This window comes from Bradyrhizobium sp. USDA 4501, from assembly GCF_054062115.1.
In genome coordinates, this window is sequence record NZ_JBSSEX010000001.1 from 5,585,089 (window position 1) to 5,607,020 (window position 21,932).

Annotated in this window: 32 protein-coding genes and 1 tRNA gene; 14 read left to right on the top strand and 19 right to left on the bottom strand. The window is 58.3% G+C overall.

Going from position 1 to position 21,932, the window contains the following annotated elements; genetic code table 11:
- Window positions 1–4 precede the first annotated feature (4 nt).
- Complete coding sequence (locus tag ACVWZM_RS25510) at window positions 5–499, top strand: hypothetical protein (RefSeq protein ID WP_456855224.1); 495 nt, start codon at window positions 5–7, stop codon at window positions 497–499.
- On the opposite strand, the gene ACVWZM_RS25515 is transcribed toward ACVWZM_RS25510, so the two are convergent.
- Window positions 496–1,134, bottom strand: a complete 639-nt coding sequence (locus ACVWZM_RS25515; RefSeq protein WP_456855225.1) for a hypothetical protein — start codon at window positions 1,132–1,134, stop codon at window positions 496–498. The two genes, ACVWZM_RS25510 and ACVWZM_RS25515, sit on opposite strands and share 4 nt — an antisense overlap.
- Before the next feature lie 10 nt (window positions 1,135–1,144).
- Between ACVWZM_RS25515 and ACVWZM_RS25520 the strand changes: the two genes are divergently transcribed.
- The 3 genes from ACVWZM_RS25520 to ACVWZM_RS25530 all read left to right on the top strand — a co-directional run bounded on the left by ACVWZM_RS25520 (window position 1,145) and on the right by ACVWZM_RS25530 (window position 3,162).
- Window positions 1,145–1,666, top strand: a complete 522-nt coding sequence (locus ACVWZM_RS25520) for a hypothetical protein (protein WP_456855226.1) — start codon at window positions 1,145–1,147, stop codon at window positions 1,664–1,666.
- A 141-nt stretch (window positions 1,667–1,807) separates the two neighbouring features.
- Window positions 1,808–2,764, top strand: coding sequence for a hypothetical protein (locus ACVWZM_RS25525; RefSeq protein WP_456855227.1), 957 nt, complete (start codon window positions 1,808–1,810; stop codon window positions 2,762–2,764).
- Between the two features lie 131 nt (window positions 2,765–2,895).
- Window positions 2,896–3,162, top strand: coding sequence for a hypothetical protein (locus tag ACVWZM_RS25530; RefSeq protein WP_456855228.1), 267 nt, complete (start codon window positions 2,896–2,898; stop codon window positions 3,160–3,162).
- A 401-nt stretch (window positions 3,163–3,563) separates the two neighbouring features.
- On the opposite strand, the gene ACVWZM_RS25535 is transcribed toward ACVWZM_RS25530, so the two are convergent.
- Complete coding sequence (locus ACVWZM_RS25535) at window positions 3,564–4,391, bottom strand: GIY-YIG nuclease family protein (RefSeq protein WP_456855229.1); 828 nt, start codon at window positions 4,389–4,391, stop codon at window positions 3,564–3,566.
- 248 nt (window positions 4,392–4,639) lie between these two features.
- Window positions 4,640–5,290: a hypothetical protein gene (locus tag ACVWZM_RS25540; RefSeq protein WP_456855230.1), complete on the bottom strand. Its 651-nt coding sequence runs from the start codon at window positions 5,288–5,290 to the stop codon at window positions 4,640–4,642.
- A 253-nt stretch (window positions 5,291–5,543) separates the two neighbouring features.
- Between ACVWZM_RS25540 and ACVWZM_RS25545 the strand changes: the two genes are divergently transcribed.
- Both ACVWZM_RS25545 and ACVWZM_RS25550 read left to right on the top strand, forming a co-directional pair.
- On the top strand, window positions 5,544–6,212 hold the full coding sequence (locus tag ACVWZM_RS25545) for a recombinase family protein (RefSeq protein ID WP_456855231.1): 669 nt from the start codon (window positions 5,544–5,546) through the stop codon (window positions 6,210–6,212).
- Window positions 6,209–6,433, top strand: coding sequence for a WGR domain-containing protein (locus ACVWZM_RS25550; RefSeq protein WP_456855232.1), 225 nt, complete (start codon window positions 6,209–6,211; stop codon window positions 6,431–6,433). The genes ACVWZM_RS25545 and ACVWZM_RS25550 overlap by 4 nt, the downstream gene beginning before the upstream one ends.
- On the opposite strand, the gene ACVWZM_RS25555 is transcribed toward ACVWZM_RS25550, so the two are convergent.
- Window positions 6,430–7,167 carry a hypothetical protein gene (locus ACVWZM_RS25555; protein ID WP_456855233.1) on the bottom strand — a complete coding sequence of 246 codons (738 nt, stop codon included), beginning with the start codon at window positions 7,165–7,167 and terminating at the stop codon, window positions 6,430–6,432. The two genes, ACVWZM_RS25550 and ACVWZM_RS25555, sit on opposite strands and share 4 nt — an antisense overlap.
- 461 nt (window positions 7,168–7,628) lie before the next feature.
- Here ACVWZM_RS25555 and ACVWZM_RS25560 point away from each other — a divergent pair, with 461 nt between their 5' ends.
- Entirely contained in the window at window positions 7,629–7,856 is a 228-nt protein-coding gene (locus ACVWZM_RS25560; protein ID WP_456855234.1) for a hypothetical protein, read from the top strand.
- Between the two features lie 38 nt (window positions 7,857–7,894).
- Here ACVWZM_RS25560 and ACVWZM_RS25565 read toward each other — a convergent pair whose 3' ends face one another.
- Window positions 7,895–8,791 (bottom strand): AbiTii domain-containing protein, encoded by an 897-nt coding sequence (locus ACVWZM_RS25565; RefSeq protein WP_456855235.1) that lies wholly within the window; start codon window positions 8,789–8,791, stop codon window positions 7,895–7,897.
- Between the two features lie 168 nt (window positions 8,792–8,959).
- On the opposite strand from ACVWZM_RS25565, the gene ACVWZM_RS25570 reads away from it, so the two are divergent.
- Window positions 8,960–9,823, top strand: coding sequence for a tetratricopeptide repeat protein (locus tag ACVWZM_RS25570; RefSeq protein WP_456855236.1), 864 nt, complete (start codon window positions 8,960–8,962; stop codon window positions 9,821–9,823).
- 58 nt (window positions 9,824–9,881) lie between these two features.
- Here the strand turns inward: ACVWZM_RS25570 and ACVWZM_RS25575 are convergent.
- From ACVWZM_RS25575 to ACVWZM_RS25600, 6 genes are all read right to left on the bottom strand, one after another.
- Window positions 9,882–9,958, bottom strand: a tRNA-Pro gene (locus tag ACVWZM_RS25575).
- Window positions 9,959–10,110: 152 nt separating this feature from the next.
- Window positions 10,111–10,329, bottom strand: a complete 219-nt coding sequence (locus ACVWZM_RS25580; RefSeq protein ID WP_456855237.1) for a hypothetical protein — start codon at window positions 10,327–10,329, stop codon at window positions 10,111–10,113.
- Window positions 10,330–10,333: 4 nt separating this feature from the next.
- The gene (locus tag ACVWZM_RS25585) at window positions 10,334–10,747 is read right to left on the bottom strand and encodes a very short patch repair endonuclease (RefSeq protein WP_456855238.1); all 414 of its coding nucleotides are present in this window, start codon (window positions 10,745–10,747) and stop codon (window positions 10,334–10,336) included.
- Complete coding sequence (locus tag ACVWZM_RS25590) at window positions 10,748–11,641, bottom strand: NaeI family type II restriction endonuclease (RefSeq protein WP_456855239.1); 894 nt, start codon at window positions 11,639–11,641, stop codon at window positions 10,748–10,750.
- A gap of 51 nt (window positions 11,642–11,692) precedes the next feature.
- Window positions 11,693–12,661: a DNA cytosine methyltransferase gene (locus ACVWZM_RS25595; protein WP_456855240.1), complete on the bottom strand. Its 969-nt coding sequence runs from the start codon at window positions 12,659–12,661 to the stop codon at window positions 11,693–11,695.
- Between the two features lie 341 nt (window positions 12,662–13,002).
- Window positions 13,003–13,716 carry a dCTP deaminase domain-containing protein gene (locus ACVWZM_RS25600; RefSeq protein ID WP_456855241.1) on the bottom strand — a complete coding sequence of 238 codons (714 nt, stop codon included), beginning with the start codon at window positions 13,714–13,716 and terminating at the stop codon, window positions 13,003–13,005.
- Between the two features lie 26 nt (window positions 13,717–13,742).
- Between ACVWZM_RS25600 and ACVWZM_RS25605 the strand changes: the two genes are divergently transcribed.
- On the top strand, window positions 13,743–14,225 hold the full coding sequence (locus ACVWZM_RS25605; RefSeq protein ID WP_456855242.1) for a deoxycytidylate deaminase: 483 nt from the start codon (window positions 13,743–13,745) through the stop codon (window positions 14,223–14,225).
- Between the two features lie 141 nt (window positions 14,226–14,366).
- Here the strand turns inward: ACVWZM_RS25605 and ACVWZM_RS25610 are convergent, their stop codons facing one another.
- The gene (locus ACVWZM_RS25610; protein ID WP_456855243.1) at window positions 14,367–14,882 is read right to left on the bottom strand and encodes a type II toxin-antitoxin system VapC family toxin; all 516 of its coding nucleotides are present in this window, start codon (window positions 14,880–14,882) and stop codon (window positions 14,367–14,369) included.
- The gene (locus ACVWZM_RS25615; RefSeq protein ID WP_456855244.1) at window positions 14,883–15,632 is read right to left on the bottom strand and encodes a hypothetical protein; all 750 of its coding nucleotides are present in this window, start codon (window positions 15,630–15,632) and stop codon (window positions 14,883–14,885) included. It abuts the gene before it with no gap.
- Window positions 15,633–15,845: 213 nt separating this feature from the next.
- Between ACVWZM_RS25615 and ACVWZM_RS25620 the strand changes: the two genes are divergently transcribed.
- The 4 genes from ACVWZM_RS25620 (at window position 15,846) to ACVWZM_RS25635 (ending at window position 17,380) form a co-directional block, all read left to right on the top strand.
- The gene (locus ACVWZM_RS25620; protein WP_456855245.1) at window positions 15,846–16,142 is read left to right on the top strand and encodes a nucleotidyltransferase family protein; all 297 of its coding nucleotides are present in this window, start codon (window positions 15,846–15,848) and stop codon (window positions 16,140–16,142) included.
- The gene (locus tag ACVWZM_RS25625) at window positions 16,142–16,504 is read left to right on the top strand and encodes a HepT-like ribonuclease domain-containing protein (RefSeq protein ID WP_456855246.1); all 363 of its coding nucleotides are present in this window, start codon (window positions 16,142–16,144) and stop codon (window positions 16,502–16,504) included. The genes ACVWZM_RS25620 and ACVWZM_RS25625 overlap by 1 nt, the downstream gene beginning before the upstream one ends.
- 256 nt (window positions 16,505–16,760) lie before the next feature.
- Entirely contained in the window at window positions 16,761–17,099 is a 339-nt protein-coding gene (locus ACVWZM_RS25630; protein ID WP_456855247.1) for a DUF3768 domain-containing protein, read from the top strand.
- 11 nt (window positions 17,100–17,110) lie between these two features.
- A complete protein-coding gene (locus ACVWZM_RS25635; RefSeq protein ID WP_456855248.1) occupies window positions 17,111–17,380 on the top strand; it encodes a hypothetical protein in 270 nt (89 codons plus the stop codon).
- Between the two features lie 48 nt (window positions 17,381–17,428).
- Here the strand turns inward: ACVWZM_RS25635 and ACVWZM_RS25640 are convergent, their stop codons facing one another.
- Window positions 17,429–17,719, bottom strand: a complete 291-nt coding sequence (locus ACVWZM_RS25640) for a hypothetical protein (protein WP_456855249.1) — start codon at window positions 17,717–17,719, stop codon at window positions 17,429–17,431.
- Window positions 17,720–18,350: 631 nt separating this feature from the next.
- Here ACVWZM_RS25640 and ACVWZM_RS25645 point away from each other — a divergent pair.
- Complete coding sequence (locus ACVWZM_RS25645; protein WP_456855250.1) at window positions 18,351–19,181, top strand: hypothetical protein; 831 nt, start codon at window positions 18,351–18,353, stop codon at window positions 19,179–19,181.
- On the opposite strand, the gene ACVWZM_RS25650 is transcribed toward ACVWZM_RS25645, so the two are convergent.
- The 5 genes from ACVWZM_RS25650 to ACVWZM_RS25670 all read right to left on the bottom strand — a co-directional run bounded on the left by ACVWZM_RS25650 (window position 19,156) and on the right by ACVWZM_RS25670 (window position 21,912).
- Window positions 19,156–19,836, bottom strand: coding sequence for a hypothetical protein (locus tag ACVWZM_RS25650; protein WP_456855251.1), 681 nt, complete (start codon window positions 19,834–19,836; stop codon window positions 19,156–19,158). The two genes, ACVWZM_RS25645 and ACVWZM_RS25650, sit on opposite strands and share 26 nt — an antisense overlap.
- Before the next feature lie 185 nt (window positions 19,837–20,021).
- A complete protein-coding gene (locus ACVWZM_RS25655; RefSeq protein WP_456855252.1) occupies window positions 20,022–20,963 on the bottom strand; it encodes an FtsK/SpoIIIE domain-containing protein in 942 nt (313 codons plus the stop codon).
- On the bottom strand, window positions 20,960–21,271 hold the full coding sequence (locus tag ACVWZM_RS25660; RefSeq protein ID WP_456855253.1) for a hypothetical protein: 312 nt from the start codon (window positions 21,269–21,271) through the stop codon (window positions 20,960–20,962). The genes ACVWZM_RS25655 and ACVWZM_RS25660 overlap by 4 nt, the downstream gene beginning before the upstream one ends.
- Before the next feature lie 63 nt (window positions 21,272–21,334).
- Complete coding sequence (locus ACVWZM_RS25665) at window positions 21,335–21,559, bottom strand: hypothetical protein (protein WP_456855254.1); 225 nt, start codon at window positions 21,557–21,559, stop codon at window positions 21,335–21,337.
- A 2-nt stretch (window positions 21,560–21,561) separates the two neighbouring features.
- Window positions 21,562–21,912 (bottom strand): hypothetical protein, encoded by a 351-nt coding sequence (locus ACVWZM_RS25670; RefSeq protein ID WP_456855255.1) that lies wholly within the window; start codon window positions 21,910–21,912, stop codon window positions 21,562–21,564.
- Window positions 21,913–21,932: the final 20 nt, after the last annotated feature.

Below are 21,932 nucleotides of genomic sequence, written 5' to 3' on the forward strand. Positions count from 1 at the left end.
CGCGGTGTTTGCTGCCAATACCTCCAACGGTAGTGGCTCCTCAAATATCACGATTACTGGCGGCTCGTCCGGCGCAGCGTCCGTCTCGTTCGACAAGGTATCGCCCACGACGACTTCCGCATCGGGTAACCTTCGCTACGACCTCCTCCTCAACAATGTGATGGCGTTCTACGTCAACACACTGGAGAAAATGCGCATCGTTAGGAGCGGCAATGTCGGCATTAACACCGTCACGCCTACCACCGCACTGGAAGTCAACGGCACCATTTCAGCCACCAACCTGGTGGTCAACGGCGTCAGTATCACTGGCGCCGGATCGACGGCCGACCGCATCGTGAGCGGCAGCATCAACGCGGTCGCCGACGTTTCTTCGGGGGCGGTGCGGATCCCCGGCACGCTGGCGCAGACCAACACCGGCAACGAGCCTTGCGACGCAGCCCACTGGTATACGCTGCGGATCGACCCGACGACCCAGCGGCTGCAAATGTGCCGGCCCTAGATGTAGCGCCGGGCTGTTCGCTCGATGTCGTCGCGCATTTTTCCTCGCCGCATGTGGCCGCTGCGCGTCGTGTGCGGCGCGAACAGGGCCTTGCCATATCGTCGGCCGGGCTCAAGCCCCCAGAAATTTGCGGCTCTCAGGCAGACGACAAGCCGGTCGCCGCGCTCTGCCTGCGGGAATAGGGTCGATTGCGCCCAATCGAGCATTGCACGGCTGGACGGAAGCGCAGCGAGAACATGATGATCCGTGAAGGTGCGGGAGTGATAGGCCCCGATGTTCGCGATGGCGACCTTCTCGTTGACATCACTCGGATCACCCAACCAGGCTAACCGCTCTTTGCGCCATCTGGCAGCCTCAGGGTGATGGTCGGTGAATCCCGACCTCCCGGTGCGCTGCTTGACATACCGCTCCCGACCTTCTTTGGACCTGGCCATGCGGACATCGGTTTCCGAAAAACCGGGCGACAGGTAAAGCAGCACGATGGGCGCGGTTCGGAGCTTCCCCGCAAAATTGGATGGCAGGCAACGCAGGTCGAACCCGTGCGAGTTGTTGAGGCGGGCAAACACCGGGCGGTCCAGCGGATGGATCGTCTCCGCTTTCCCGATGGTCGACCAGAACTTGAAGATATCTGTCATGGAATGCCTAATGACTATCACAGCTGGTGGCGCAATGATTGAAGATGCAAATCTGTTGCCGAGAGATCGCGCACTTTATGCGAAACTATACGCCTCCCACGGGGACATTGGTGTGGCTCGCTCTTGCGCGGAATTCATCCTCAAGAAGGGGTGGCACACCTACTCATTCATGCGGCGTGGCAGTGTACGAATTCAGCAGACCGCGTTTATCACCACGATGATCGTGGCCTACGCCCGACCCTTCGCTCCTGGACGCGGCAATATCAACTTCCCACACAGACTCTTGCAATACGATAGCCAGGAGATGGCATTTCACAAGAGGCTGCTCGACTTAAGAAAGCAGGAGTATGCGCATTCGGACGCATCAAAGATCTCGGTGCGCCCGCTCAAAGGCAGCGTGGTTACCAGCATCGTATCCATACGTGATCTCTATTTTTCACCTGCCGAACTGAAACTCTTTCTTGGAATGACAGGCTGCCTTTCAAGTCGAATCCAGGAAAGGCTTGAAGAAATTCGACTGGGTGGAAGCTAACCTGAAAGGTTCGCGGCCCACTTGAAATCAGCCACGATCGTCCCAGAATAGGTTTATTCACGCATGCCGTTTTCGCCTTTGGCGATCGGCCTTTCGTCATCGCCTCCGGGCGTGACGGAGGCCCAGCCAAGGGATTTTTCCATGACCAGAACTGTGAGAGTGACGCTCGACATTCCGTTGAGCGACGACGGCAAGCTGCTGCTACCGGACAACCTGTCGGTCAGCGGCGGCAGCGACCTGAGCGGCACGGCGATCACGTCGCTGCCCGATAACCTGTCGGTCAGCGGCAGCCTCTTCCTGCGCGACACGGCGATCACGTCACTGCCCAACAACCTGTCGGTCGGCGGCGACCTCGACCTGAGCGGCACGGCGATCACGTCGCTGCCCGATAACCTGTCGGTCGGCGGCAGCCTCTTCCTGCGCGGCACGGCGATCACGTCACTGCCCGACAACCTGTCGGTCGGCGGCGGCCTCGACCTGCGCGGCACGGCGATCACGTCACTGCCCGATAACCTGTCGGTCGGCGGCGACCTCGACCTGAGCGGCACGGCGATCACGTCGCTGCCCGATAACCTGTCGGTCGGCGGCAGCCTCTTCCTGCGCGACACGGCGATCACGTCACTGCCCGATAACCTGTCGGTCAGCGGCAGCCTCTTCCTGCGCAGCACGGCGATCACGTCACTGCCCGACAACCTGTCGGTCGGCGGCGACCTCTACCTGAGCGGCACGGCGATCACGTCGCTGCCCGATAACCTGTCGGTCAGCGGCAGCCTCTTCCTGCGCGACACGGCGATCACGTCACTGCCCGACAACCTGTCGGTCGGCGGCGACCTCGACCTGAGCGGCACGGCGATCACGTCGCTGCCCGACAACCTGTCGGTCAGCGGCGGCCTCGACCTGAGCGGCACGGCGATCACGTCGCTGCCCGACAACCTGTCGGTCGGCGGCGACCTCGACCTGAGCGGCACGGCGATCACGTCACTGCCCGATAACCTGTCGGTCGGCGGCGGCCTCTACCTGAGCGGCACGACGATCACGTCGCTGCCTGCCGGCGCCACGGTAGAAGGTAGGGTCTACGGACTGCCTGAGCCAACCTGAATACGTTGAGTCCCTGCTTCGGCAGGGGCTCTTCGTTTGTCGTCGTGAAATCGTAAACACGATTAGCTATCCGAGCGATGCCAAGAAGGACGCCAACGGCTGCGTCGGCGTTGGCGATTACGAACCTTAATATGGCCAACGGCAATAACGTCAACTTTGCCAATGGCTGCGTGTACGCAACGCAGAACGCCAGTAGCAACTGGGGTGGCCTGTTCTACGGGCCTGCTAACTACGGCGACGTGTACGGCCAGGCCGGGGCGTCTGGCGTGTATGGGAGTACTACCGCTAACGGCTATGGAGTGTTCGGTAATGGCGGCAGCCAGGGCGTCTACGGCACCAGCAATCGTCGATCTTCGTCAAGCTTGGACAGTGATGAATGCGGCGAGAAACTTCTTTAAACATCCCGCCGATCGTGTCGACGACAGCCTTCCGTTTGACGATTCGGAAAATGATGCGCAAATCTACATCGCCTGCACCGACTGCATGACTCTCTCTCCAGCCGGTCACCCGGTTAGGCTGGCGCCTTTTTGCTATGGTCTATCTCCTCTGCCAACATCGAATGGACCGATGAAGGACTGCCGCCCGATGACGCAGCGAAGGTGCGGGCGGTGATGACCGAAATGGATGAAAGGCTTCCCGGACTTCGCAAAGCAGCGCGGGCCGACAAGAAACGTTGGGGACCAGGGCTGCTTGAACATGTTCGATCGCGGCCAGATTCGCACTTTGAACAGATCGGGACCCTCATGCGGCAATACCGCCAGGAGCAGCTCGCTGCCGCTCGGCAACCTAGTATGGGTAATTAAGGTGCCTCTGGCGCAACGAGACCGGCGTCGATCAGAGTAGACTTGCCAAAGGTCTTCACGACGAATGCGTGCCCGGCTGTGGTTAGCTTGAGTATTTCTCGCGTCGGGGTGGCTTCGTGGACCTCGATCATCCCGTTCGATACCATGTCGCGGCCAACCCCGTTTTCGATGATGTATTCTGTGCCTTCGACTTCGAGCCGGCGCGGCAGTAAGCAATTGGGTTCTAGCAAGACGCCGTTCGCCAAGGCAGTAGCGATGACCGCGCCGGCCTGACGCGGTTTCATGCCGATCGTGTCATCATTCTTCCACAGGCCCGCCGCCCGCGTGAATGTGGCGGCAGGTTTAATGGGGACTGACTTGACCGGGGTCAGCTTCTGAAACCACCGATTGATCGTTTGACGTTCAGGGTCTTCGGCTTCACCCCATAGCGAATCGCGGCGGCGCTGGCGGCTTTCTTCGGATGGGTTCGATGTTCCTTCGCCACCGTCCGTTTGATTAGTGAGTGGGCCAAGCTTTAGGTCATGTCGTCCGATCTCGGCGATCAATGTGCGTTCTCGTGACAACGCCCCCGCTTCATCTGGATATGAGCTGTCGATGCGATAAGCGACCGCTTGGCCTTGGCGATGAAGGCTCCGGATGACGTTCAGCTTGTGCGTCAGAGCCTTTGTTGTTCTCGCGTCGGCCTCGTGTTGAAGACAGCGAAAATTGACTCCCTTGCCCACATAGAACGGTTCGCCGCTCGGCCGGCACAGAACGTATACGTAGAAGGGGTGGTGGTCCCGCAGAAGCGCGCGGATGCCGATAGCGTCAAACAGGTCCATCATATTTGGTAAGTATAAAAAAGCAGCGTTGCGCGGAAACCGCGCAGCAGCCTAGCATGACCAACTGCAATTGCGGCGATGGCGCTTTTCGGTCCCCAAGAGAATGTCTTTAGGGTGCACCCATCTGCGACAGCCTGAACCGGAGACAAAGTGTGTCACAAGGTTCGGTTTGCGGGCTTTCTTCACACCTGAGTCATGACGTTTTCGATCCTCATGCCACACAATAACAGGTGAGGGGCCGTACCGGGGGCTTAGGTGAACCCTCTGGCATGGAGGACTTCGGCACGGTCGAGTTTGAGCATGTCCACCCATGGTCTCCCGTTTGCCGGGTCAATGAACGTACCTTTTAGATCGATCATAAAGTGAGCCGGAAGTGGGATGCGCCGGCCCCGAATAGCTCGGTTGGCAACCCAGCGCGGCGGATTCAGAATATTCTCTGGAGCCTCGTCGAAGGCCGCCTGATCCCTGAATATCCAAATCTTTGAGTGCGCCTCACGAACGGATTGCTCCACCAGGTCGAAGGACACGGCAAGGGAAGTAATTGCGTGGGCCTGCTTCACCGCCGAAATGAGACCATCGACGATGGCGCGGTTGAAGATCAAGCCGTCGCTGGGTGACAAGTAGTACTGAGCGCGGTAGCCGCTTCGACCGTTAAAGAGCTGGTCGAAAACGATCTCCGTCACCGGGATTTGCGCCCATATCCGTGCGAGTTCGGGCGGAGCATCTGGGTCGATTGCGACTTCCCACATGAGACGCACTTTGCCCAGTCTGGCGGATTGCTCAGCATCTTTGACGACTGCTTCAATGAGGTCCTGTGGTGGTGGCGGATCGAGGAGCCGAGTTCGGCGCTCGCCGTCAGCTAAGGCTGTGAGGTCCCATTCCTTCAAACTGACAAGCTGCATGGCTTTGATATCGGCTTCAGGGACAACCTATCATCGGCGTACATCCAGTGAAACGCAGTTCTGCGCCCCGTGAAGGGATACTTATGAAAGCGACAACTCTGCAACACCGCTAATCAGGAAGCGTCACTCAATGGCTTGTCGGGACCCGTTTGCGAGCCTTAGATTCCTTAACGGGATAAGTGACTACTTTGCGTCCGCTATGATAGTTCAGCAGGCCTGTCACACAACCGAACGTTTGGGTGACAGGAGGAAGATGCAACTCGGCTACATGAGGGTTTCCAAAGCGGATGGCTCTCAAACTTTGGACTTGCAGAAGGATGCTTTACTTGCGGCTGGCATCAAACCGGATCACCTCTACGAGGACTTGGCCTCCGGCCGCCGCGATGACCGGCCGGGGCTGGCGGCTTGTCTGAAGGCGCTGCGCCAGGGCGACATCCTGGTGGTGTGGAAGCTAGATCGCCTTGGTCGCGATCTGCGCCATCTCGTAAACACTGTTCACGATCTGGTCGAGCGCGGCATCGGCTTCCGCGTCCTGAGCGGTCAGGGGTCAGCGATCGACACCACCACAGCCACCGGCAAGCTGAATTTCGGAATATTCGCGGCGCTTGCGGAGTTTGAGCGCGACCTGATCTCCGAGCGTACGCGCGCCGGATTGGCTTCGGCCCGCGCCCGCGGCCGGAAAGGGGGGCGCAAGTTCAAGATGACGCCGGCAAAGGTGCGGTTGGCCCAGGCCGGGATGGCAAACCGCGACACGAAGGTCGGCGAGCTCTGCAGAGAACTCGATATCACACGCCAGACGCTCTATCGTTTCGTCTCGCCAGAAGGGGACCTTCGCGACGACGCGAAGCGTCTGCTTGGCATTGAGCTGACCACAGACTCTCCAGAATCAATTGAAAAACAAAAAGAGGAGGAAATCGCATGACAGCCATCATGCTTACCCGCATCGACGACCACCGCAATATGGCGCGGTTCTACAAGCTGGATGTCCAGCCGACGCTGTTCGGCGAATGCTCACTGATCAGGGAATGGGGCCGCATCGGCCGTGCGGGCACCGTTCGCATCGAAACGTATCGGAGCCGAGGCGCGGCCGATATTGCCATGGCCTTGAACTGGACGCGAAAACTCAAGCGCGGTTATCGCTAGTAACCATACGGCTCATTCGCATAAGCAATCGTCTTCAACGCTTTGTTTGCATCTCCGCGACCTTGATACTGGCCGAGCAGCTCACCTTTGTCTTCGATCGATTTGACGCGGAAGAGGGTCCATCGCTTATCCTTGCCCTGAATAATACGAAATGTGCGGCCATTGCGACGGCAATAAAAGGCGTCGGATTTGTTGACGGGGGTCCACCCACAATCCGCGCCCGAGAGAAAGCGCTGCTCGAGCTTTACCCTCTCTTCCTCTTTCCAGCGGTGATAGCTCTCTTCCTGTTCTCGCCTGAGCCTGTCGTCTTCTCGCTCGATGTGCTCTTCCAGCGCCCCGATGATTGCACGCAGTTCGGTGCCCTGTGCCGCTTCTGAGTGATACAGCGCCAGGCAACCGATCTTTAGCTCGTCCTTAGGGTAGGTTGCGTAAGGCTCCTCCCAGATCGCCCGCAAGCGTTGCTCAACGTCTGTCTTCGTCAACGCGGGACCGGGCAGGCTATTTAAGAAGGCTTGAAGGTCTTCTATTGGTATCCAGCACGGAGCAGCAGCTTTTGCGATCTCCTCCCGTTGCGGTTCCCATTTCTTCCATACCGAACTGGCCCGATCGACGGCGAGTAGTATGTCCCGGGCAAGCTTATGTACGCTGTGAGGCTCACGTAGGTGCCGTAACGAGGGGCTTTTCACGTAATCGAAGAGCAGTGAGGCTATGGCGTACTGGCGGTCGGCATCCATGTGCGTTTCCTCCATTTCGCTTACCGTGGACGAGCCCTTCGGATTGAAGATCCGTGCAATTGCTGCTGCCCAACACAACCGTGGATCAGGCCATCCTCGTTTTGGGCACCGAGCAGCGGAACCGCATAATCTGCAATCGTGTAATCCTATTCACGATTGCACGCGTATGTCTTGAGGCGACTAACGCAATGCGCCGATGCTGAGGCTGCTTAAGGAATGAGCAGTTGCGGCCGCCCGTGCGTTGACGATGTCCTGACCATCGGTCCATCGTGTCCAGATGAACCGCCAGGAAATCATCCAGGAAATCGAGGCCAACGAGGCCAACGAGCAGAGCCTTAGGCGGCGCCTGGAGGCCGCAGGCACTAACCATCAACTATGCGCGGAGCTGCAGCTGTTACTGCGCGCGAATACGGTTCTCGCCTTCGGGCTCACAAGAAAACTCATGAAGACTGTTGGCACTAATGACCTCGCTGGACGACATCAACGCGCAGCTGCTCACGCTCAAGACCGAGCTTAGGAAAACCGAGAACACCCGCGACGACATGCTCAAGGCGGCGGATGACCCGACTGCCCAGATTCCACGCGAAGAGTATCTTGCTTACGCCGCCGGTCTGGAAGGCGACGCCGCTGATTTGCGGGTCAAGATTGCCGACCTCGAAGCGCAGCGGCGGCTTTTGCGCGACCGTTGAGGGCCGCACTCCGGTCTACAGTGACCAGTGAAGTGAGATCACGAGCCTAGATGCTTAGTGATTAAATCCCTGACAACATCGATGCCGGCGGCCGTGCCAATTTTCCACGCAGCCCCGCCCATCTTGCTCGCTAAGCTGCTCAGCCAGCTTTGGGTATTTTGACCAACGCCTGATTGGTGACCGGCCGCGTCCAGGTCTGCAGCCTCTTTAAATTCAGCAATGTCGCTTTCGGCAACGCCAATCGCCTTGAGCGCCTCGGCGAGGGCGGTGAAATCACCGGCGATGATCGTATCGCCCTGCTGAGACAGCTGTTCGACCTGACTGTTAATCACGTTGTTGCCACCGAAGATAAAATTTGTCACGGCTGCATCGACCTTTGCGGTTGGAATTTTCAAGGGTTCGTCGTCAACGGCCCCGAGCTCTTCTCGTATCTCTAAGGCGAACCGCAGTAGGCGGCTTCTCACCGTATCAACTATGGACCTAAACAAACCTTCCGATACTTCCTGCCAGGCCTGTGCCAGTCCGTATCCCTTTATGAATTTCGTTTGGTACAATAAGATAAGGTCCGGCGGCCAATTGATCACGTAGGTTCCTTTGCCGTCCTTCCTCGTGAGTTCATATGCGGCAATTGGCTCGGTGAAATAAGTGGGCGTCAGGATCTCACGGTGCTTCTCATCCAAGACCCCCAATGGGAGAGGCCGGTTCGGAATCCAGGCGTTGAACGGGCCGGAAAAGTTACCTTTGGAAAAGAGGTTTGCAGTCCGATAGCTCGGCACATTGTCGCTATCATCGTAGCCGTTCAGTTCCCCTTCCACCCAGCCCTTTAGCTTGTCGTTCTTTAGGTCGAACGCCAAAACAAGGCACTTTCTCAGCAAGCTCGCAATCGGCTTGTCGTTGTCCAACGCTTCGGCGACGATTTCATTTATAAGTTTCATAGCTCAATTTATCATGAGTCGCCGTCGCTGATCTAACCCCTATAGACGGTCCTCCGACCGGGTGATGGCACTGAATCGGGCCCAAAAACATAGGCACGGTGCCGCTCACGGGCCTTGCAGCTCTATGCTGGCTGCGCATACTCAGTTGGAAAGAAGTAGGGGGTCACCTTGCTGCAATTTGCAAAAGGGCTGCTATGCCTGGGTATCTTCTGCGCAGCGACACTTGCAAGCCCAGCACGCGCCGAAACGGATGTCGAGCGCCTGATCGCTAAGGCGAAGCTCGGTAGCGTCGATGCTCAGATCGAGCTTGGCATGAGCTACCGGGAAGGAATGCGGCATATGCCTGACGGAAGCCAGATCGACAAAGACCTTGATCAAGCCGAGCGATGGCTCAAAGAGGCCTCGAAGAAAAACATTCAAGCAAAGCTTTGGCTAGGTGGGCTATATGCGAGCTACGATTTCCCACGCCGCAACGATGCGGCCGCGGCGCACATTTTCGGGGAGGTCGCTAGCAGCCCTGAAGCGAGCAGGGAAATGGCGACATCGGCGGCAGCTGGTCTCGGCGAATTGCTTTATCAGGAATGCACAGGATATCTGATCTCATTGGACTGCGGCAAGAACAACAGCTCACCGTTCCAAGACTACAAAGCTGCAGCCTACTGGTTTAAGAAGGCGGCTGATGCAGGTAATACTCGGGCGCAATTCTTCCTCGCAACAATGTATGAAAGCGGGCGGGGCGTCCCTCAGGACTATGCCCAGGCCGCCGAACTGTACGAGCAGGCTGAGGACGCGGGCCATGAAGAGGCTGCGGTCATGCTGGCCGAACTGTATAGGCGAACGAAAAAGTTGCCCGTGGCCTACATGTGGTTGAATATCGCAGCTACTGAAAACCGCGCGCAAGCGGCGGAGCGGCGCGAAGAACTCGCCAAAACCATGACACAAGCACAAATCGAGGAAGGGCAACGCCTGACCCGAAACTATACGGCCGCTCATGCGTCAAAATCGAAGGATTGCGCCTGGTATCGGTGCTAACGACATATTCGAGAATTTCGAATGTCTACGACATACGCTGCATGCCATCGCAGTGGGTTGGTCGGAGTGGCAGGATTCGAACCTGCGACCCCTGCGTCCCGAACGCAGTGCTCTACCGGGCTGAGCCACACTCCGACATGAGGCACAGTTGTAGCGTCGGGTTTGGCGCATCGCAACCGGCCTCAGTAATTTTGTCCTTTTGGGCCGTCGATAGCCGATCGGCTAACTCGCCACGTGTAACTCGTATCGAGCTTACAGCGTGTCGCACGCCTGGCCTGAGCAACAACCTAAGTTCGGCGCCGCGGCGCCGCATTGGGCCAACGCTTAGTCCGGAATTCGTGGATCGCTGCGCGGAATTGGCTGCGTGAGGGTAGCGGAGTGGTGGTCTCGCGCTCCCGGATCATCTTCTCCAGTTCAGTCACCTTCAGCGTGGAGAAGCGCTCCTCTCCGAGCCACTGAAGCGTATTCTGAAGAACTTCATCGATCTTGCTGTAATCGTATCGCATGGCTCTATTTCAAAAACTTCCTCAGCCTCGACTGCAGAGCCTTAGCATCTTTCGTTTCGCATTCCCAGACCACCAAGACGTTCCATCCGTTAGCTTCAAGGGAGGCAATTCGCTCGGCGTCTCGCTCCTTATTGCGCGTCAGCTTTGGATTCCAGTAGTCGGTGTTTGATTTTGGACGCCGCGCGTCTAAGCAGCCCTCGCGCTCGTGACCGTGCCAGAAGCAGCCGTGCACAAAGATCACTTTGTGCTTTGGGCCGAACACCAGGTCGGGCTTGCCGGGGAGATCCTTGCGGTGCAGCCGGTAGCGATGACCCATGCCGTGCACCATGCGGCGCACAAGTAGCTCAGGCTTCATATCCTTACTTTTGATGCGCCGCATATTCTCCGAGCGACGCTCGGGCGTCAGCTTGTCGGCCACTTAGACAATCAGTCCTGCTTCGCGCATCGCGGTGCGCTGCTCGTCATTCTCGGGTGCGATCGCGACGATTTCATCGCGCGCAAGGTTGGAGATACCCAGGGTTGCCGCCATCATACGGTCTTTCAAATAGGTGCCGATGAGTATGGCGATGCCTTCATGCTGCAGGATATCCGGTGCACCGCCATTGGCTCGCAGGCGCTTCATGTAGTCATAGTGATCAAAGAGCAGCGCGTGCGCCACATCACGATGGATAACACGGCGAAGGTTCTCGCGGCAGAACTGGGCCGCGCGTTCGTTGCCTAACAGATTCTTGCGAAGCTCGCGAAAGCGGTTCATGTCGAGATCCATAAAACGGCTTTGCCGGAAGGGCGCGCCGTTCACGATCCACAAGATGTGCTGAAATCCAAGGCTACTGACGCCGCGTTTGGTGTCCCGATTGCCTACACCGCCGTGCAGATACTCTAGCTTCGCGATGATCAGGCCGAGAAAACATTGGTGTACCGTCTCATCGACCGCCATCAACAAGCATGGTTCTGCATTATTGTAAGTTTCTTGCGGGATGGACCAGTTGTCCCCCGTCGTGTTTTTGATGTCGACGTCCATGCCGTTGATGTGCAGGTCCCGAAGGCCTTTGGGCACGTCGAGCATATCCCGCACGAAATGTTCCAGCTTCAGGCCGATGAAGGTCTTTTCGACGTTGTCCAGCTCGTGCAGCCGGGTCCTCGCCGTGCGAACTGGATCAAGGAGAAAGTCGACGGCGTCGCGCACGAGCTCAGGGAAACGTGCGGTGAGGGCTTCCAAACCTCCTGCACGCGCCGCGATCTCGTCTCGAAGGGCCGAAAGCACCGCGTAGTCAGGATGCGCTTCGTCCAGATGATGCCGAATCACCCGCATTGCGGGCAACTCTTGCAGATCTAAGAAATGAATCCGAATCGCGTCTGTGGATCAGGCGGCTCTGACGATCCGGTAGGCGCGCTTGAAGGAGAGCGCCACCTTAATCTTCTCGGCGACGGCTTGCGCAACCGGCGGTGGAAAAGCATTGCCGATCTGGCGATAAGCAGCCGTTTTGCGCCCCTTAAGCTCCCAATTCTCTGGAAATCCCTGAATGCGCGCCACCATCGGAACCGTAAGTCTCGGCATGATGTCGGCATCATCATTAGCTGAAGGCGCGCGGTCCGCGATGCCCAAGCCATCGACTCCTAAGGAGGCCCAAGCTCGCTTGGCACGCGTCGGGCCGAGATCGGGCCCGCCATGCTTCTTCGACCCGCCCACGATCGTCGGCGCAATGTCGTCAGCCTTGTCGCGCCACTTGGCGGCGCCCTTCCAGCCATTGGCAGCCATGAGCGGATAGAGAGCTTGGCCAACCGTCGGGGGATTTTGCGGGAGCACTTGCGGCCAGTCGAAGTGGTCCCAGTATTGCCGCTTAAGGGCGACGATGACCACCCGCGGCCGCAGCTGTGGCACACCGAAGTCGGACGCGTTGAGTAGGCGGAAGCCCGTCAGATAGCCCATGTTGAAGAGCTGGGACCTGAAGCTCTCGCGGTACTCAAGAAAAACTTCTTCAAGAAAGCCGCGCACATTTTCGATCATCACCGCTTTTGGATCGGTCTGCTCGATGATCTTCAACGCCGCAGGGAAGAGGTTGCGCTCGTCGCGTTCGCCGAGCTGCTTTCCCGCGACGGAAAATGGCGGGCAGGGCAGACCGCCCGCAAGGAGATCAATGCCACGGAACTTCGATGCGTTGAACTTCGAGATATCGGCGTTGATGACGTTCCAGTGCGGGCGATTGTGCTTAAGCGTCTCACAGAAGCCCGCCTCGATTTCGACGAGGGCCTCGTGTTCGTAGCCGGCCGCTTCGAGCCCCAGCGCCTGTCCACCCGCGCCTGCGCACAGCTCCAACGATGTCAGGCCCATAGCCTTGCCCACTATCCCGCGAGAATCGAAACGGGCCAGCAGTAGAATCCGCTGGCCCGAGCGTCGAGCATCTCCGCCCCAACATCTTGTGGGCGAAGGCTTTATGTTGAATACATTCTATGTATGTTCGTATTTTGTTCGGAAGTCAACTACGAGGCGGAGAGTTTGGTTTACGGACCCTGAAGGCGAACGGTGGCGATGCATGCGCGAGCCTCGGGTTCCAGAGGCGGCAGCCGGTCGGCCACCACGAGACAAGATGTGGCTGACTGCTTGCCACGCCGTTCAGGCGACCTTCTTACACTGATCCGATCGTCGACCCGCTGCCGCTGACATGGGCGGCGTCATATTTTCAGCTTGTCGCGTATGGTTCTTACGAACTCGAGCTTGGCAGCCAAGTAGTCGTACAGCCCCAGATGAAGCAGAAAACCGAATACAATGATGGTGATCACCAGCAGCGGAATTGATACTTTCCAGTTCCGCGTGAGGCCGTAAACGATGATGCTCCAGAATTTCTGGAAATAGAATTCATCGTCAAACTTAGGAATATTCAGGAAGTTGGGAGAGAAGTCGGAATAGGAGATTTCCTCAAGGTTACGGACGTATGCCGCCCGATCAACGTTCTCGTCCCTGACATGGTATTGGCTTACGTCGTCGTGCTCGAAAAATGCGATCCGGAAGAACTTGTCGCCGACCGAGATACGCCGAGGCCGATCCGAGAAGTTAATCAGTGCCGTGCTAATCGGTCCCCGGAAGAAAGGATCTATGATCCCAACGTTGAGTGCCAGTATACCCTGCTTGGTGAACGCCGTCCGCAGGGTTGCCATGCCAGTCACATCCGGCGGCATATTGAACTCTTCCCGGGAAAGGACCCAGACCATCTCGCGTGGCTCAAGATAGTACGAAGAAGGCGGCTGCTTTTTTCGCCGTTCCTTGATTGCCTTCTTTCCGATCGGAACAATCTCGCCGACGGTCAGATCAAATGTACTATTTTTCAGGTTGCTGGCCGACCCACCGACGACCAGTTTCCTGTCGAGAATATGCTGTCCTACAATCATGCAAATGCGTCCCGAGGTGCTAGAGAATGCCTGAATCTCTCGAATCGATGACCAAATGGGATCGCAGATTCTTCGAACTCTGTCAGCTCGTCGCGAGCTGGAGTGAGGATCGCAGCAGAACAGTGGGCGCGGTTATTGTCGGACCGGCAAATGATATCCGGGCCATCGGCTTCAATGGCCTACCGCGCCAGGTGCGCGGGGACCAGGAACAGCGTCACTCCCGTGAAAACGGAGAGAAGTACTATTGGTTTGAACATGCAGAGCGCAACGCAATCTATAACGCAGCCCGGTCCGGCATCAGCACAGAAGGCTGCCGCATGTACACAAACCTTTTCCCCTGTGCCGACTGTACCAGGGGTATAATTCAGAGCGGCATTATTCAGCTGAACACCTATCAGGTGCCCGCGGGAGACCAGACGTTTCAACGGAGCTTCGAGGTGGCGCATGAAATGCTATCGGAAGCGGGCGTCAAAGTGCGGGTTTTCCCACCGCTCACTCAACACAAATGAGGGCGGCTTGGTACGCGAAGCAGGCTGCGCCATTCGAGCTGCGTCAAGGCCAAGCTTCGCGCTTCGCGGCCTTGACCCATCCGGCCTGGCGCAGCGAGCGGCTTTCCATGGGCTGAGCCGGATGCCGACTTGGCAGAGCGCTCAACGATTTGACGGCTTGACTGGATCGAAGAGGTCGGGCGTTTTTTCCGGTGGGTCGGGCAGATCCTGCAGCCGGATGACCTCAAGCCCTTCTGCTCTGCCGATGCGGTAAATATCGTCGTCGTTGGAATATATCCGCTCCGCGGCCTCAACTTTTGCAATTGCAACAATCTGCCGGTCAAACTTCACTTTATCCCAGCTGGTCGCGCCTTCCTTTTTGTCCTTGTTGCGCACGGCTTGGCGATGACGCTCTGCGGCTTCCACGGCCGCACGCGGCCCGAACGGCGCAATGCGAAAGCGCGGCGTCTTGTTGAGGATTTCGAGATACTGTGGCGCTGCGTCACCGGCGCCAATCAGCACCTCGCTCAGTGCCGGTGTCGGGACAATGACGACGTCTTTCTGTTTGTCGAGTGTTTCGATGAGGTGCGTGAGCTTGGCGTCGACCGCGCCAACACCCTTTACGCGGGGATCGAGCAGCGGCACCAGGAACGACGTGTCGAACACCACCACTGCCATTTAGTGGCGTTCCTTGCCGTCGCGCCGCAGGCCGAGAATATCGCTCAACACGTCGTCGCTCTCATGCCAGGTGCTGCCCTCCACCGCCCGTAGCTTGCCGACGACGTCGACCATCGGGCTGTCATCCAGCACCTCAAAATCGGTGATGTCGAACTGCTCAAGGCTCCAGGCGCCGCTTTCCTCGCGCACCCATTTGCCGCTACCATGCACGCGGATGACGCCGTTCAAGTAATAGGGGGCCAGCCGCCGCGCGACCTCTTCGCCGCGCACATTGCAATGATATTCAACATCCCCGTCTTTGAGCCAAACCGGAATGGTCTCGTCGCGGCCGCCGATCCGGATAATGCGACCATCGAGCGTGCCGACCTCGCGGAAGGGCCCATACTTCACCGGCTTGGGCCGCGTCCGGCCCGGGAATTCAATCACCTGGCCGACCGTCGGCCCGGTCAGCACCGCAATGGCGCCGTCCTTGGCCAGCAGGTTGTCGATGTTCTTGAACGCCTGCATGGCATCCTTCGGGCCTTCGCCCTGGCTTACGCGGGTGACGCGGTCCTCGACCTTCGGAAAAGCGACCGGCTCAATGGTCGAGACCAGGACGGCGCTGCCCCTCTCCATGTGCGAGAAATGCACGCGCTCACGCTCGCCCAGCAGGGCGGCCAGCTCCGCCATGTACTCCGCCAGGCGGGCCATAGGCAGGCTATCGACGCTGAAAACGTCGATTTTCAAGCGGTATTGCTGTTGCTCGGCCACGTCCTTGCGTTCCTTAATTGTTCATAAAATAACACCGTCTCAGCCAAATGGTATGAGGGGGAGGTCAATTTTTTCCTGACGGGCGGCAGCGAAGCCAGCGTCGGGCGCGCTGCATTCTCCGTATTTGCAAATCTGCCTAGGGGATGCGTCGCTCACTTTCGGCGTCAGAATGCGGTTTTGCCGAAATCCATACTGCTGTGCTATTGTGCTGCCATGCAGACCGCAGAAGTCATTTCGCGTTTGAAGTCCGTAGAACCGCAATTGAGGGCCTTTGGCGTTGATGGACTCTATCTCTTCGGCTCCTACGCCCGAAACGAAGCCGGCCCTGATTCCGACGTCGACGTGTTCTTCGACCGCGCTCCCGGCACGAGGTTGAACCTCGACGCATTCGTGGGCGCCTACGACGTTCTAAAAGCGGCTTTGCCGGTCGACGTCGACTACGGTACCCGGGACGGGCTTTCCAAGTTCATACGGGATGACGTGGAGCGAGAGGCGATCCGTATCTTCTAATGCCCCCGAGCAAGACGCCCCTTATCCGCCTCCTGCACATCATCGAAGAAGCCGAGGCCATTAGCCGCGCGCTCGACGGGGTATCGCGCATGGACTTTGAGGATTCGTGGGTGCTGCAGCGTGCCGTGGAGCACGGATTGCTCATCATCTCGGAGGCTGCCAAGACCTTGCCCCCGGAGGTGAAGGAGATCGCGGCTGATATCGCCTGGGGCAAGATCGAAACGCTGGGCAACTTCCTGCGCCACGAATACCGCGACGTCGATTCTGAGCTGATCTGGAGCATTACGCAGGACAACCTGCCAAGTCTCGTCGCGGCGGCTCGAAAGCTGGTGGTAAGGCTCAAAGAGCCGGCTCTCGCCTGACCGTCGTCTCATACGGCTTAGCTTCATCAGTGTAGCCGTTCGCAGTCTCCCCTTGAAGGACCGCGCCACCCGGCCGGTAAGGTCGGGGAGTAGGCCCTCAGCGCGTGCCGGCAAGGGCATCCACGCGTATCCAACGCGCAAAGCATGCGCGCCGGAGCCTCGCGCGAACCCACCCTGTGCCTGCCCGCTGAAGCTGCGGGCCTTGAATACTCCCGACCGGCCGCGATGACGCAGCCGACAACAAGGGAGAATCCAAATGACCGACCACACTAACACCGTCAAAATCCGCGACCTCAACGACGGCTTCCGCCGTGAGCTGACGATCGGCGGCACTGTCCTGCTCACACCGGGCGTGACCAGCCTCGAACCCGATCGCCTGGCCGAGCTGCTCGACGCGGTGCGCAAGTTCGACGGCTTCACACGCGACAACGACCCGCACGGCGAACGCGACTTCGGCTCGATCGACCTCAACTCGGACCGCTTCTTCTTCAAGATCGACTACTACGATCTCAACCGCACCATGGGCTCGCCCGACCCGGCCGATCCGGCCGTCACCGAGCGCGTGATGACGATCATGCGGGCCGACGAATACTAGGAGGCGCCGCCATGACCAAGATCCTCAACGTCAACGATCTCTGCGACGCCATCAGCGATTCCACGCTAGATGAACACACCCAACGGGCGCTTATCGCCAGCATAGAGGCTGCCGTGGCCCGGGCAGCCAGCGTGGTGGCCGATCACTACGGCATCATCTCCGCGCATGCCGAATACGGACGTGGCTTCGGCGGGCTCTGCGTCAATTTTCGTCCCGCTTCCGAAGGCCAGGAATGTCCGGCCGTCATCGATGCAGGCGACGAGGGCGGTGACTGGCCGTGAAACGTAACTATCAACACAAAGAGCGCCGATGGGCGCTCTTTGCATTCGCTAGACAGTTCTTCTCGGCAGCCCGATGATCTTGCCGCCGATCTTGGCATCTTCCGGAATTGACCTGACCTCCGTGCCGGTCAGGTCGAGGTTGCCGGTCACGATCAGTCCTTCCGGCAATTCCTTGAGGCCGGTGTCCTTGAGGATCAGGTCGCCGTTGATGGTCACGCCTTTGCCGATCGCCCCCAGGGGCACGCCGGTCATGTCGATGCCCTCAGGGCTATCCGTGCCATCAAGGGGAAAGGTCCACCTGTAGCCCGGCGGGTTGTAGCCCGGTTTCAAAACCAACATTGCTTATCTCCATGAATACTCCATCGCAACCGAAGATGCGTGGAACGAATGAAACGGTATATGGAATGAACGCAGTATGGGGCAGGAGAGGCGGATTTCAATCCCGAAGATAAGCGCGCACGCTAGTGCATTACCCTTTGTGTCTGCATAGACAAAAAGTTGCGGCATACAGTTCGCCGATAACAACGAAGCGATTGTTGCAAGTTTACAACTTGTGGGGTTTTTGCGTACGAAGCCCTTGCGCTTCCTGGTTGTTGAGTGGACGGTTGAAAACGTAAAGGAGTTTTTTATTTTGGTAAGCTGAGCGCAAAATGCTCGATTTTTTTCGTGCGATGTATTGGAAGGCCGCTCGCTCATTAACCGGTCAAATTAGCGACGATGAGCTGAGAGTTAAGCTGCGCAGGATTACTGGAGCATCAACCGATGCTGAGTTACAGCGCAGGAATCCAGACGCGGTTCAGCAAATCTGTCTCGTCAATTTCACCCAACCGGGGGTTACCCCGATCTGCATCAAGAATTTGAACTCAAACGACTGCACCGCCTATGGCACTGCTTTAGGGGGCACTGGACAAATATATCCGGGCAATTGTCCCCCGAACAGCCGCCCATACCCTGGCTAAGGTTGTTCACCATGAATATTCGAGCCAACGCCCTGCTGGCGTTTCTGTGTCTATTTCTTTCAGGTTGTGCCGTCGATAACTTCGATGTGCCGCGCGACGAGTCCAACGCTCCCAGTCTGAAATCGATCGTACAAGAAGTCACGTGCGAACTAGCCGTGATCGCCGACCCCAACTACCAGTACAGCGCTGACATGACCGCCGGAGACTACGTCATCGCGGTTGAACTCGATCTCACAGTGAACGATGACGGGTCCCTCGCTCCATCCTTCACCTATACGAATGGTCCTTTCGCTTTCGGCGCTGGGGCGAAATTGGATGTTCAGCGCGAGCATTTTATCTCTGTGCCTTTGACGTACTCAATTGCCGACTTGAGAGCGCAGATGGAAGCTGACAAACGAGCGAGCGTGAAATTCGGCCGGAAAGTCGATTCGCTCGCTTGCCCTACCATCGCCGACACACCGCTTGCGACGAACCTCGGCATCGAAAGCACCGTGCATATGGCCATGAATACCGCTCACATCGCGAGCCAGACAAAGCTCACGGGAGCGAAAGCTGGTGAACTGGCCGGCTATACAAAATTCGTCGTGGTCAAAAATCTTAACTCAGTCGGCCCGACCTGGACGCTGACCTCATTCAAAGGGCCCGGGCCTTTGGCGGGGCTGTCCGAGACAAACACGGATCAAGTTTATTACGCCTTTGCCGAACGCGCAGCCAATGGTCTCATTCCCGGGCCGAGGCTCACGCAGAATGCGAAGACGATCGCTCAAAATCGGATAATGGACGCCAAAGCCACGCAAACGAACACGACGCTTTCGCTCATACAGGCGAATACAAACCATTAAGCGTTGAATGCGTCAAGCCGAAGCCCTGAGGTGATAAAACGATAACAGTGGGGCAGGAGAAGGGATTTCCGTTCCCTCCAAAAACGAAAGCCCCGCTCGCACCGGGGCTTTCGCGCTTGGCCTTGCCGAGCAACATACTAGAACCCCGATCACACACGTCCGGGGTCCGAGAATCATAACGCCGCAATTGCGAGAGTATCAAGGAAAATGAACGCTCCGCTTCCGGCCGCTTGGCGGCCGTCGCGGCGCGTTTCTCTCCTTGTTGATTAATCCAAAGAAAGCAAAACCCATGTTCATACACACATGGTCTATGACCCTGACCGTTCGCAGCGGTCGCGACACCGTAACCAGTATGCGCGATTATCTCCGTCAACGCGGGATAGTCGTTCCCATGCGCGACCGCGATGTCGTCGCCAAATACCTTCACCGGGTTATCGAGAACGGTAACGCTCGTACCGGCATAGAGGCTGCGACCGCAGTTACCCGGCCACTCTGGCTCACGAATGCCGCCAAGGAAGGCCTTGAAGGGAACGCGGCACGCACCAACGCGATCTACGCCGGGCGTCAGAGCCGTCTCGCGCTCGCGGTCGAAGGTCTTGCGGGCCTTATGGTGCTCGCTTGCATCGCGCTGGCTGCCAGCCGTGCCTTCACCCATACGCCTCAGCCCGGCCTGTGGTATCCTCCCGGCCATGCAACGCCCGTCAGCTCTTCGCCACGTTCGCCTGAATAGGGCGTCTGTCGAGATGTTGCATTATACTAGTATCAAGGAAAGGCGCCGCGCTTCGCTGCGCGCGGCCGCTTGCGCGGCCGTGCTCGCTCGCTCGGCTCCTTTGGTGATCCTTACCAGCCACCCGACAGATCCAAACCTGGCGTAATTGGGGCCTGTATGCGACGGTACGCGCGCCCGTCATCGAGCACGAAGCGGCCGACCCGCAGGTTGCGAGGATCAATCGGCAGATCGTCACCCGATGCTTCGAGCACCGCTTCGGCCGCCTGTCTCGTCTTGACCAGGAAGCAGGCCCGGAAGCCCATGTTTGCTTTCAAGTTCGAGTCGATCGCATCACTGGTTGGCTTCTGCAGGGCGCAGATCAGCACGATGCCGGCGGCTCTCGCCATCAGCACCAGCTCCCGGAGGTCATTCGACACGCGGACCGCCAGTTCTTTCTGGCCTTTGGCTTTGGCCTCGCCAATGAACCCGTGAAGCATCGCGTACTCGTCGACGACCACGAAGATTCGCTGACCCGGCCAGGTGCGTTGCTTTCGCGTTCGCAATTGTTGAAGGCGTTCGCGCAGAACGGCGACCAGTTCCTGGAAGACATCGGCGACCCGTTCGATGTCCCTGCATATTGCGACGTTCCAAAGGCCATCATACCGTACGAACTCGACGCCCCCCTTGAGATCGATCAGGAAAAGCCGCTCGACCTCATTGGAAGCCTGGAGTTGGGACACGAGGGCGTGAAGCCATACGGTTTTGCCACTTCCGGGTACGCCGCCCACGAGCATGTGCTGTATCTGGCGAACGGGCACCACGAGATCGATCTGTGTCAACTCGCCGTCCTCGATGGTCCGCCCGAAGTTGATGCCGTTTGGATAGAAGCGCAACTGAATGCCTGCGTCGCCACTGCCGGGTGGAAGGAATACGCCGTTCTTCTCGGCGATCGCCCGGTCCCGTTCCGCCCGGGCTTCCTGCACCCGCCGCTGGAAGTCAGCCTCGTGTGCCTTGGTTTCGCGATAGGCGGTTTCCGCCAGCTCTGATCTCGCTGCATCGCCGAGCGGGCTCATTGGCGTCGCCCCGCCTTGATGTCTTCGATGTACTTCTCGAAGCCGCGTTCACGTTCTGCCCAACCGTGCACCCGCTGATTTGCAGCCATGTCGCGGATCCATTTGGCATGCGCGTCATCATGAGGATAGTCGAGTGGAATTGGAGGATCGAGTTGAACGCTCTCGACGGCAGCAGCGCGCCTTACAGGGGGCGCTGGTGGTGGTGGCGGCGCCGGGTCGCGCTCCGGCATGAGAGCGAACTTGCGGGTGCAGATAAACGTGACGAACAGCGCTGCGATGATCAGGCCGCTTAAAAACAGAATAAGCATGATGATGATCCCGTATGAAGGAAGAGAGGGGCGGCGCCGCGCGGTATGCGCGGCGCCTAGCCGTCAGCTTGAACAGGTTGGACAGCCCCGGCCCTGCATGGCGATCAGGTCGGCAAAGCACTGGCGCTGCCAGGCGTGGCGATCTGCCATGTCTGTAGGGGGCCGAAGCAGAACCCGCTGTTCCATCGGCCGGCCTGTCGCCTCGTAGAAGGCGCAGACCAGGCCGGGATCGATCGCCAACCAGTCGATCGCATCAAAGAAGGCGGCGGGGTCGCTCGCATCCGTCACCCTTAAGCGACTTTCGGAGACGGCGCCGGCGCCGGAGTTGCGCGTTCGGGAGCAGCGGGCGCCTTCAGGTCCCGGATCGCCCGGAAGAAGACGTTGCTCTCGAAGACCGAGTAGTCCACCGCCAGCTCTACGATGGTGCCTTCCTTGAAGTTCTCGGGCTTGGCCCCCTCGAACAGCTTGATGTTGAGAAGGTCGTAGCCCTTCAAGCCCTTCTTCATCAGCTGCATCGTATAGCCAATGATTTGGCCGCGTTCGTTGCGCGACTCTTTGAGGTGCAGCACGGGGCCTTTCACGATCAGTTCGCAGACGTTCATTTGAAGTTCCTTTTTAGGTTCAGATAAATTGGCAGGCACGTCCCGGCATCACGCCGGCA

Bases quoted from the DNA above. Each gene is read 5' to 3' on its own strand.
- ACVWZM_RS25515 (WP_456855225.1), bottom strand. From the start codon at position 1,134: ATGACAGATATCTTCAAGTTCTGGTCGACCATCGGGAAAGCGGAGACG.
- ACVWZM_RS25520 (WP_456855226.1), top strand. From the start codon at position 1,145: ATGACTATCACAGCTGGTGGCGCAATGATTGAAGATGCAAATCTGTTG.
- ACVWZM_RS25525 (WP_456855227.1), top strand. From the start codon at position 1,808: ATGACCAGAACTGTGAGAGTGACGCTCGACATTCCGTTGAGCGACGAC.
- ACVWZM_RS25530 (WP_456855228.1), top strand. From the start codon at position 2,896: ATGGCCAACGGCAATAACGTCAACTTTGCCAATGGCTGCGTGTACGCA.
- ACVWZM_RS25535 (WP_456855229.1), bottom strand. From the start codon at position 4,391: ATGATGGACCTGTTTGACGCTATCGGCATCCGCGCGCTTCTGCGGGAC.
- ACVWZM_RS25540 (WP_456855230.1), bottom strand. From the start codon at position 5,290: ATGCAGCTTGTCAGTTTGAAGGAATGGGACCTCACAGCCTTAGCTGAC.
- ACVWZM_RS25545 (WP_456855231.1), top strand. From the start codon at position 5,544: ATGCAACTCGGCTACATGAGGGTTTCCAAAGCGGATGGCTCTCAAACT.
- ACVWZM_RS25550 (WP_456855232.1), top strand. From the start codon at position 6,209: ATGACAGCCATCATGCTTACCCGCATCGACGACCACCGCAATATGGCG.
- ACVWZM_RS25555 (WP_456855233.1), bottom strand. From the start codon at position 7,167: ATGGATGCCGACCGCCAGTACGCCATAGCCTCACTGCTCTTCGATTAC.
- ACVWZM_RS25560 (WP_456855234.1), top strand. From the start codon at position 7,629: ATGACCTCGCTGGACGACATCAACGCGCAGCTGCTCACGCTCAAGACC.
- ACVWZM_RS25565 (WP_456855235.1), bottom strand. From the start codon at position 8,791: ATGAAACTTATAAATGAAATCGTCGCCGAAGCGTTGGACAACGACAAG.
- ACVWZM_RS25580 (WP_456855237.1), bottom strand. From the start codon at position 10,329: ATGCGATACGATTACAGCAAGATCGATGAAGTTCTTCAGAATACGCTT.
- ACVWZM_RS25590 (WP_456855239.1), bottom strand. From the start codon at position 11,641: ATGCGGGTGATTCGGCATCATCTGGACGAAGCGCATCCTGACTACGCG.
- ACVWZM_RS25595 (WP_456855240.1), bottom strand. From the start codon at position 12,661: ATGGGCCTGACATCGTTGGAGCTGTGCGCAGGCGCGGGTGGACAGGCG.
- ACVWZM_RS25600 (WP_456855241.1), bottom strand. From the start codon at position 13,716: ATGATTGTAGGACAGCATATTCTCGACAGGAAACTGGTCGTCGGTGGG.
- ACVWZM_RS25605 (WP_456855242.1), top strand. From the start codon at position 13,743: ATGCCTGAATCTCTCGAATCGATGACCAAATGGGATCGCAGATTCTTC.
- ACVWZM_RS25610 (WP_456855243.1), bottom strand. From the start codon at position 14,882: ATGGCAGTGGTGGTGTTCGACACGTCGTTCCTGGTGCCGCTGCTCGAT.
- ACVWZM_RS25620 (WP_456855245.1), top strand. From the start codon at position 15,846: ATGCAGACCGCAGAAGTCATTTCGCGTTTGAAGTCCGTAGAACCGCAA.
- ACVWZM_RS25625 (WP_456855246.1), top strand. From the start codon at position 16,142: ATGCCCCCGAGCAAGACGCCCCTTATCCGCCTCCTGCACATCATCGAA.
- ACVWZM_RS25630 (WP_456855247.1), top strand. From the start codon at position 16,761: ATGACCGACCACACTAACACCGTCAAAATCCGCGACCTCAACGACGGC.
- ACVWZM_RS25635 (WP_456855248.1), top strand. From the start codon at position 17,111: ATGACCAAGATCCTCAACGTCAACGATCTCTGCGACGCCATCAGCGAT.
- ACVWZM_RS25640 (WP_456855249.1), bottom strand. From the start codon at position 17,719: ATGTTGGTTTTGAAACCGGGCTACAACCCGCCGGGCTACAGGTGGACC.
- ACVWZM_RS25645 (WP_456855250.1), top strand. From the start codon at position 18,351: ATGAATATTCGAGCCAACGCCCTGCTGGCGTTTCTGTGTCTATTTCTT.
- ACVWZM_RS25650 (WP_456855251.1), bottom strand. From the start codon at position 19,836: ATGGGTGAAGGCACGGCTGGCAGCCAGCGCGATGCAAGCGAGCACCAT.
- ACVWZM_RS25655 (WP_456855252.1), bottom strand. From the start codon at position 20,963: ATGAGCCCGCTCGGCGATGCAGCGAGATCAGAGCTGGCGGAAACCGCC.
- ACVWZM_RS25660 (WP_456855253.1), bottom strand. From the start codon at position 21,271: ATGCTTATTCTGTTTTTAAGCGGCCTGATCATCGCAGCGCTGTTCGTC.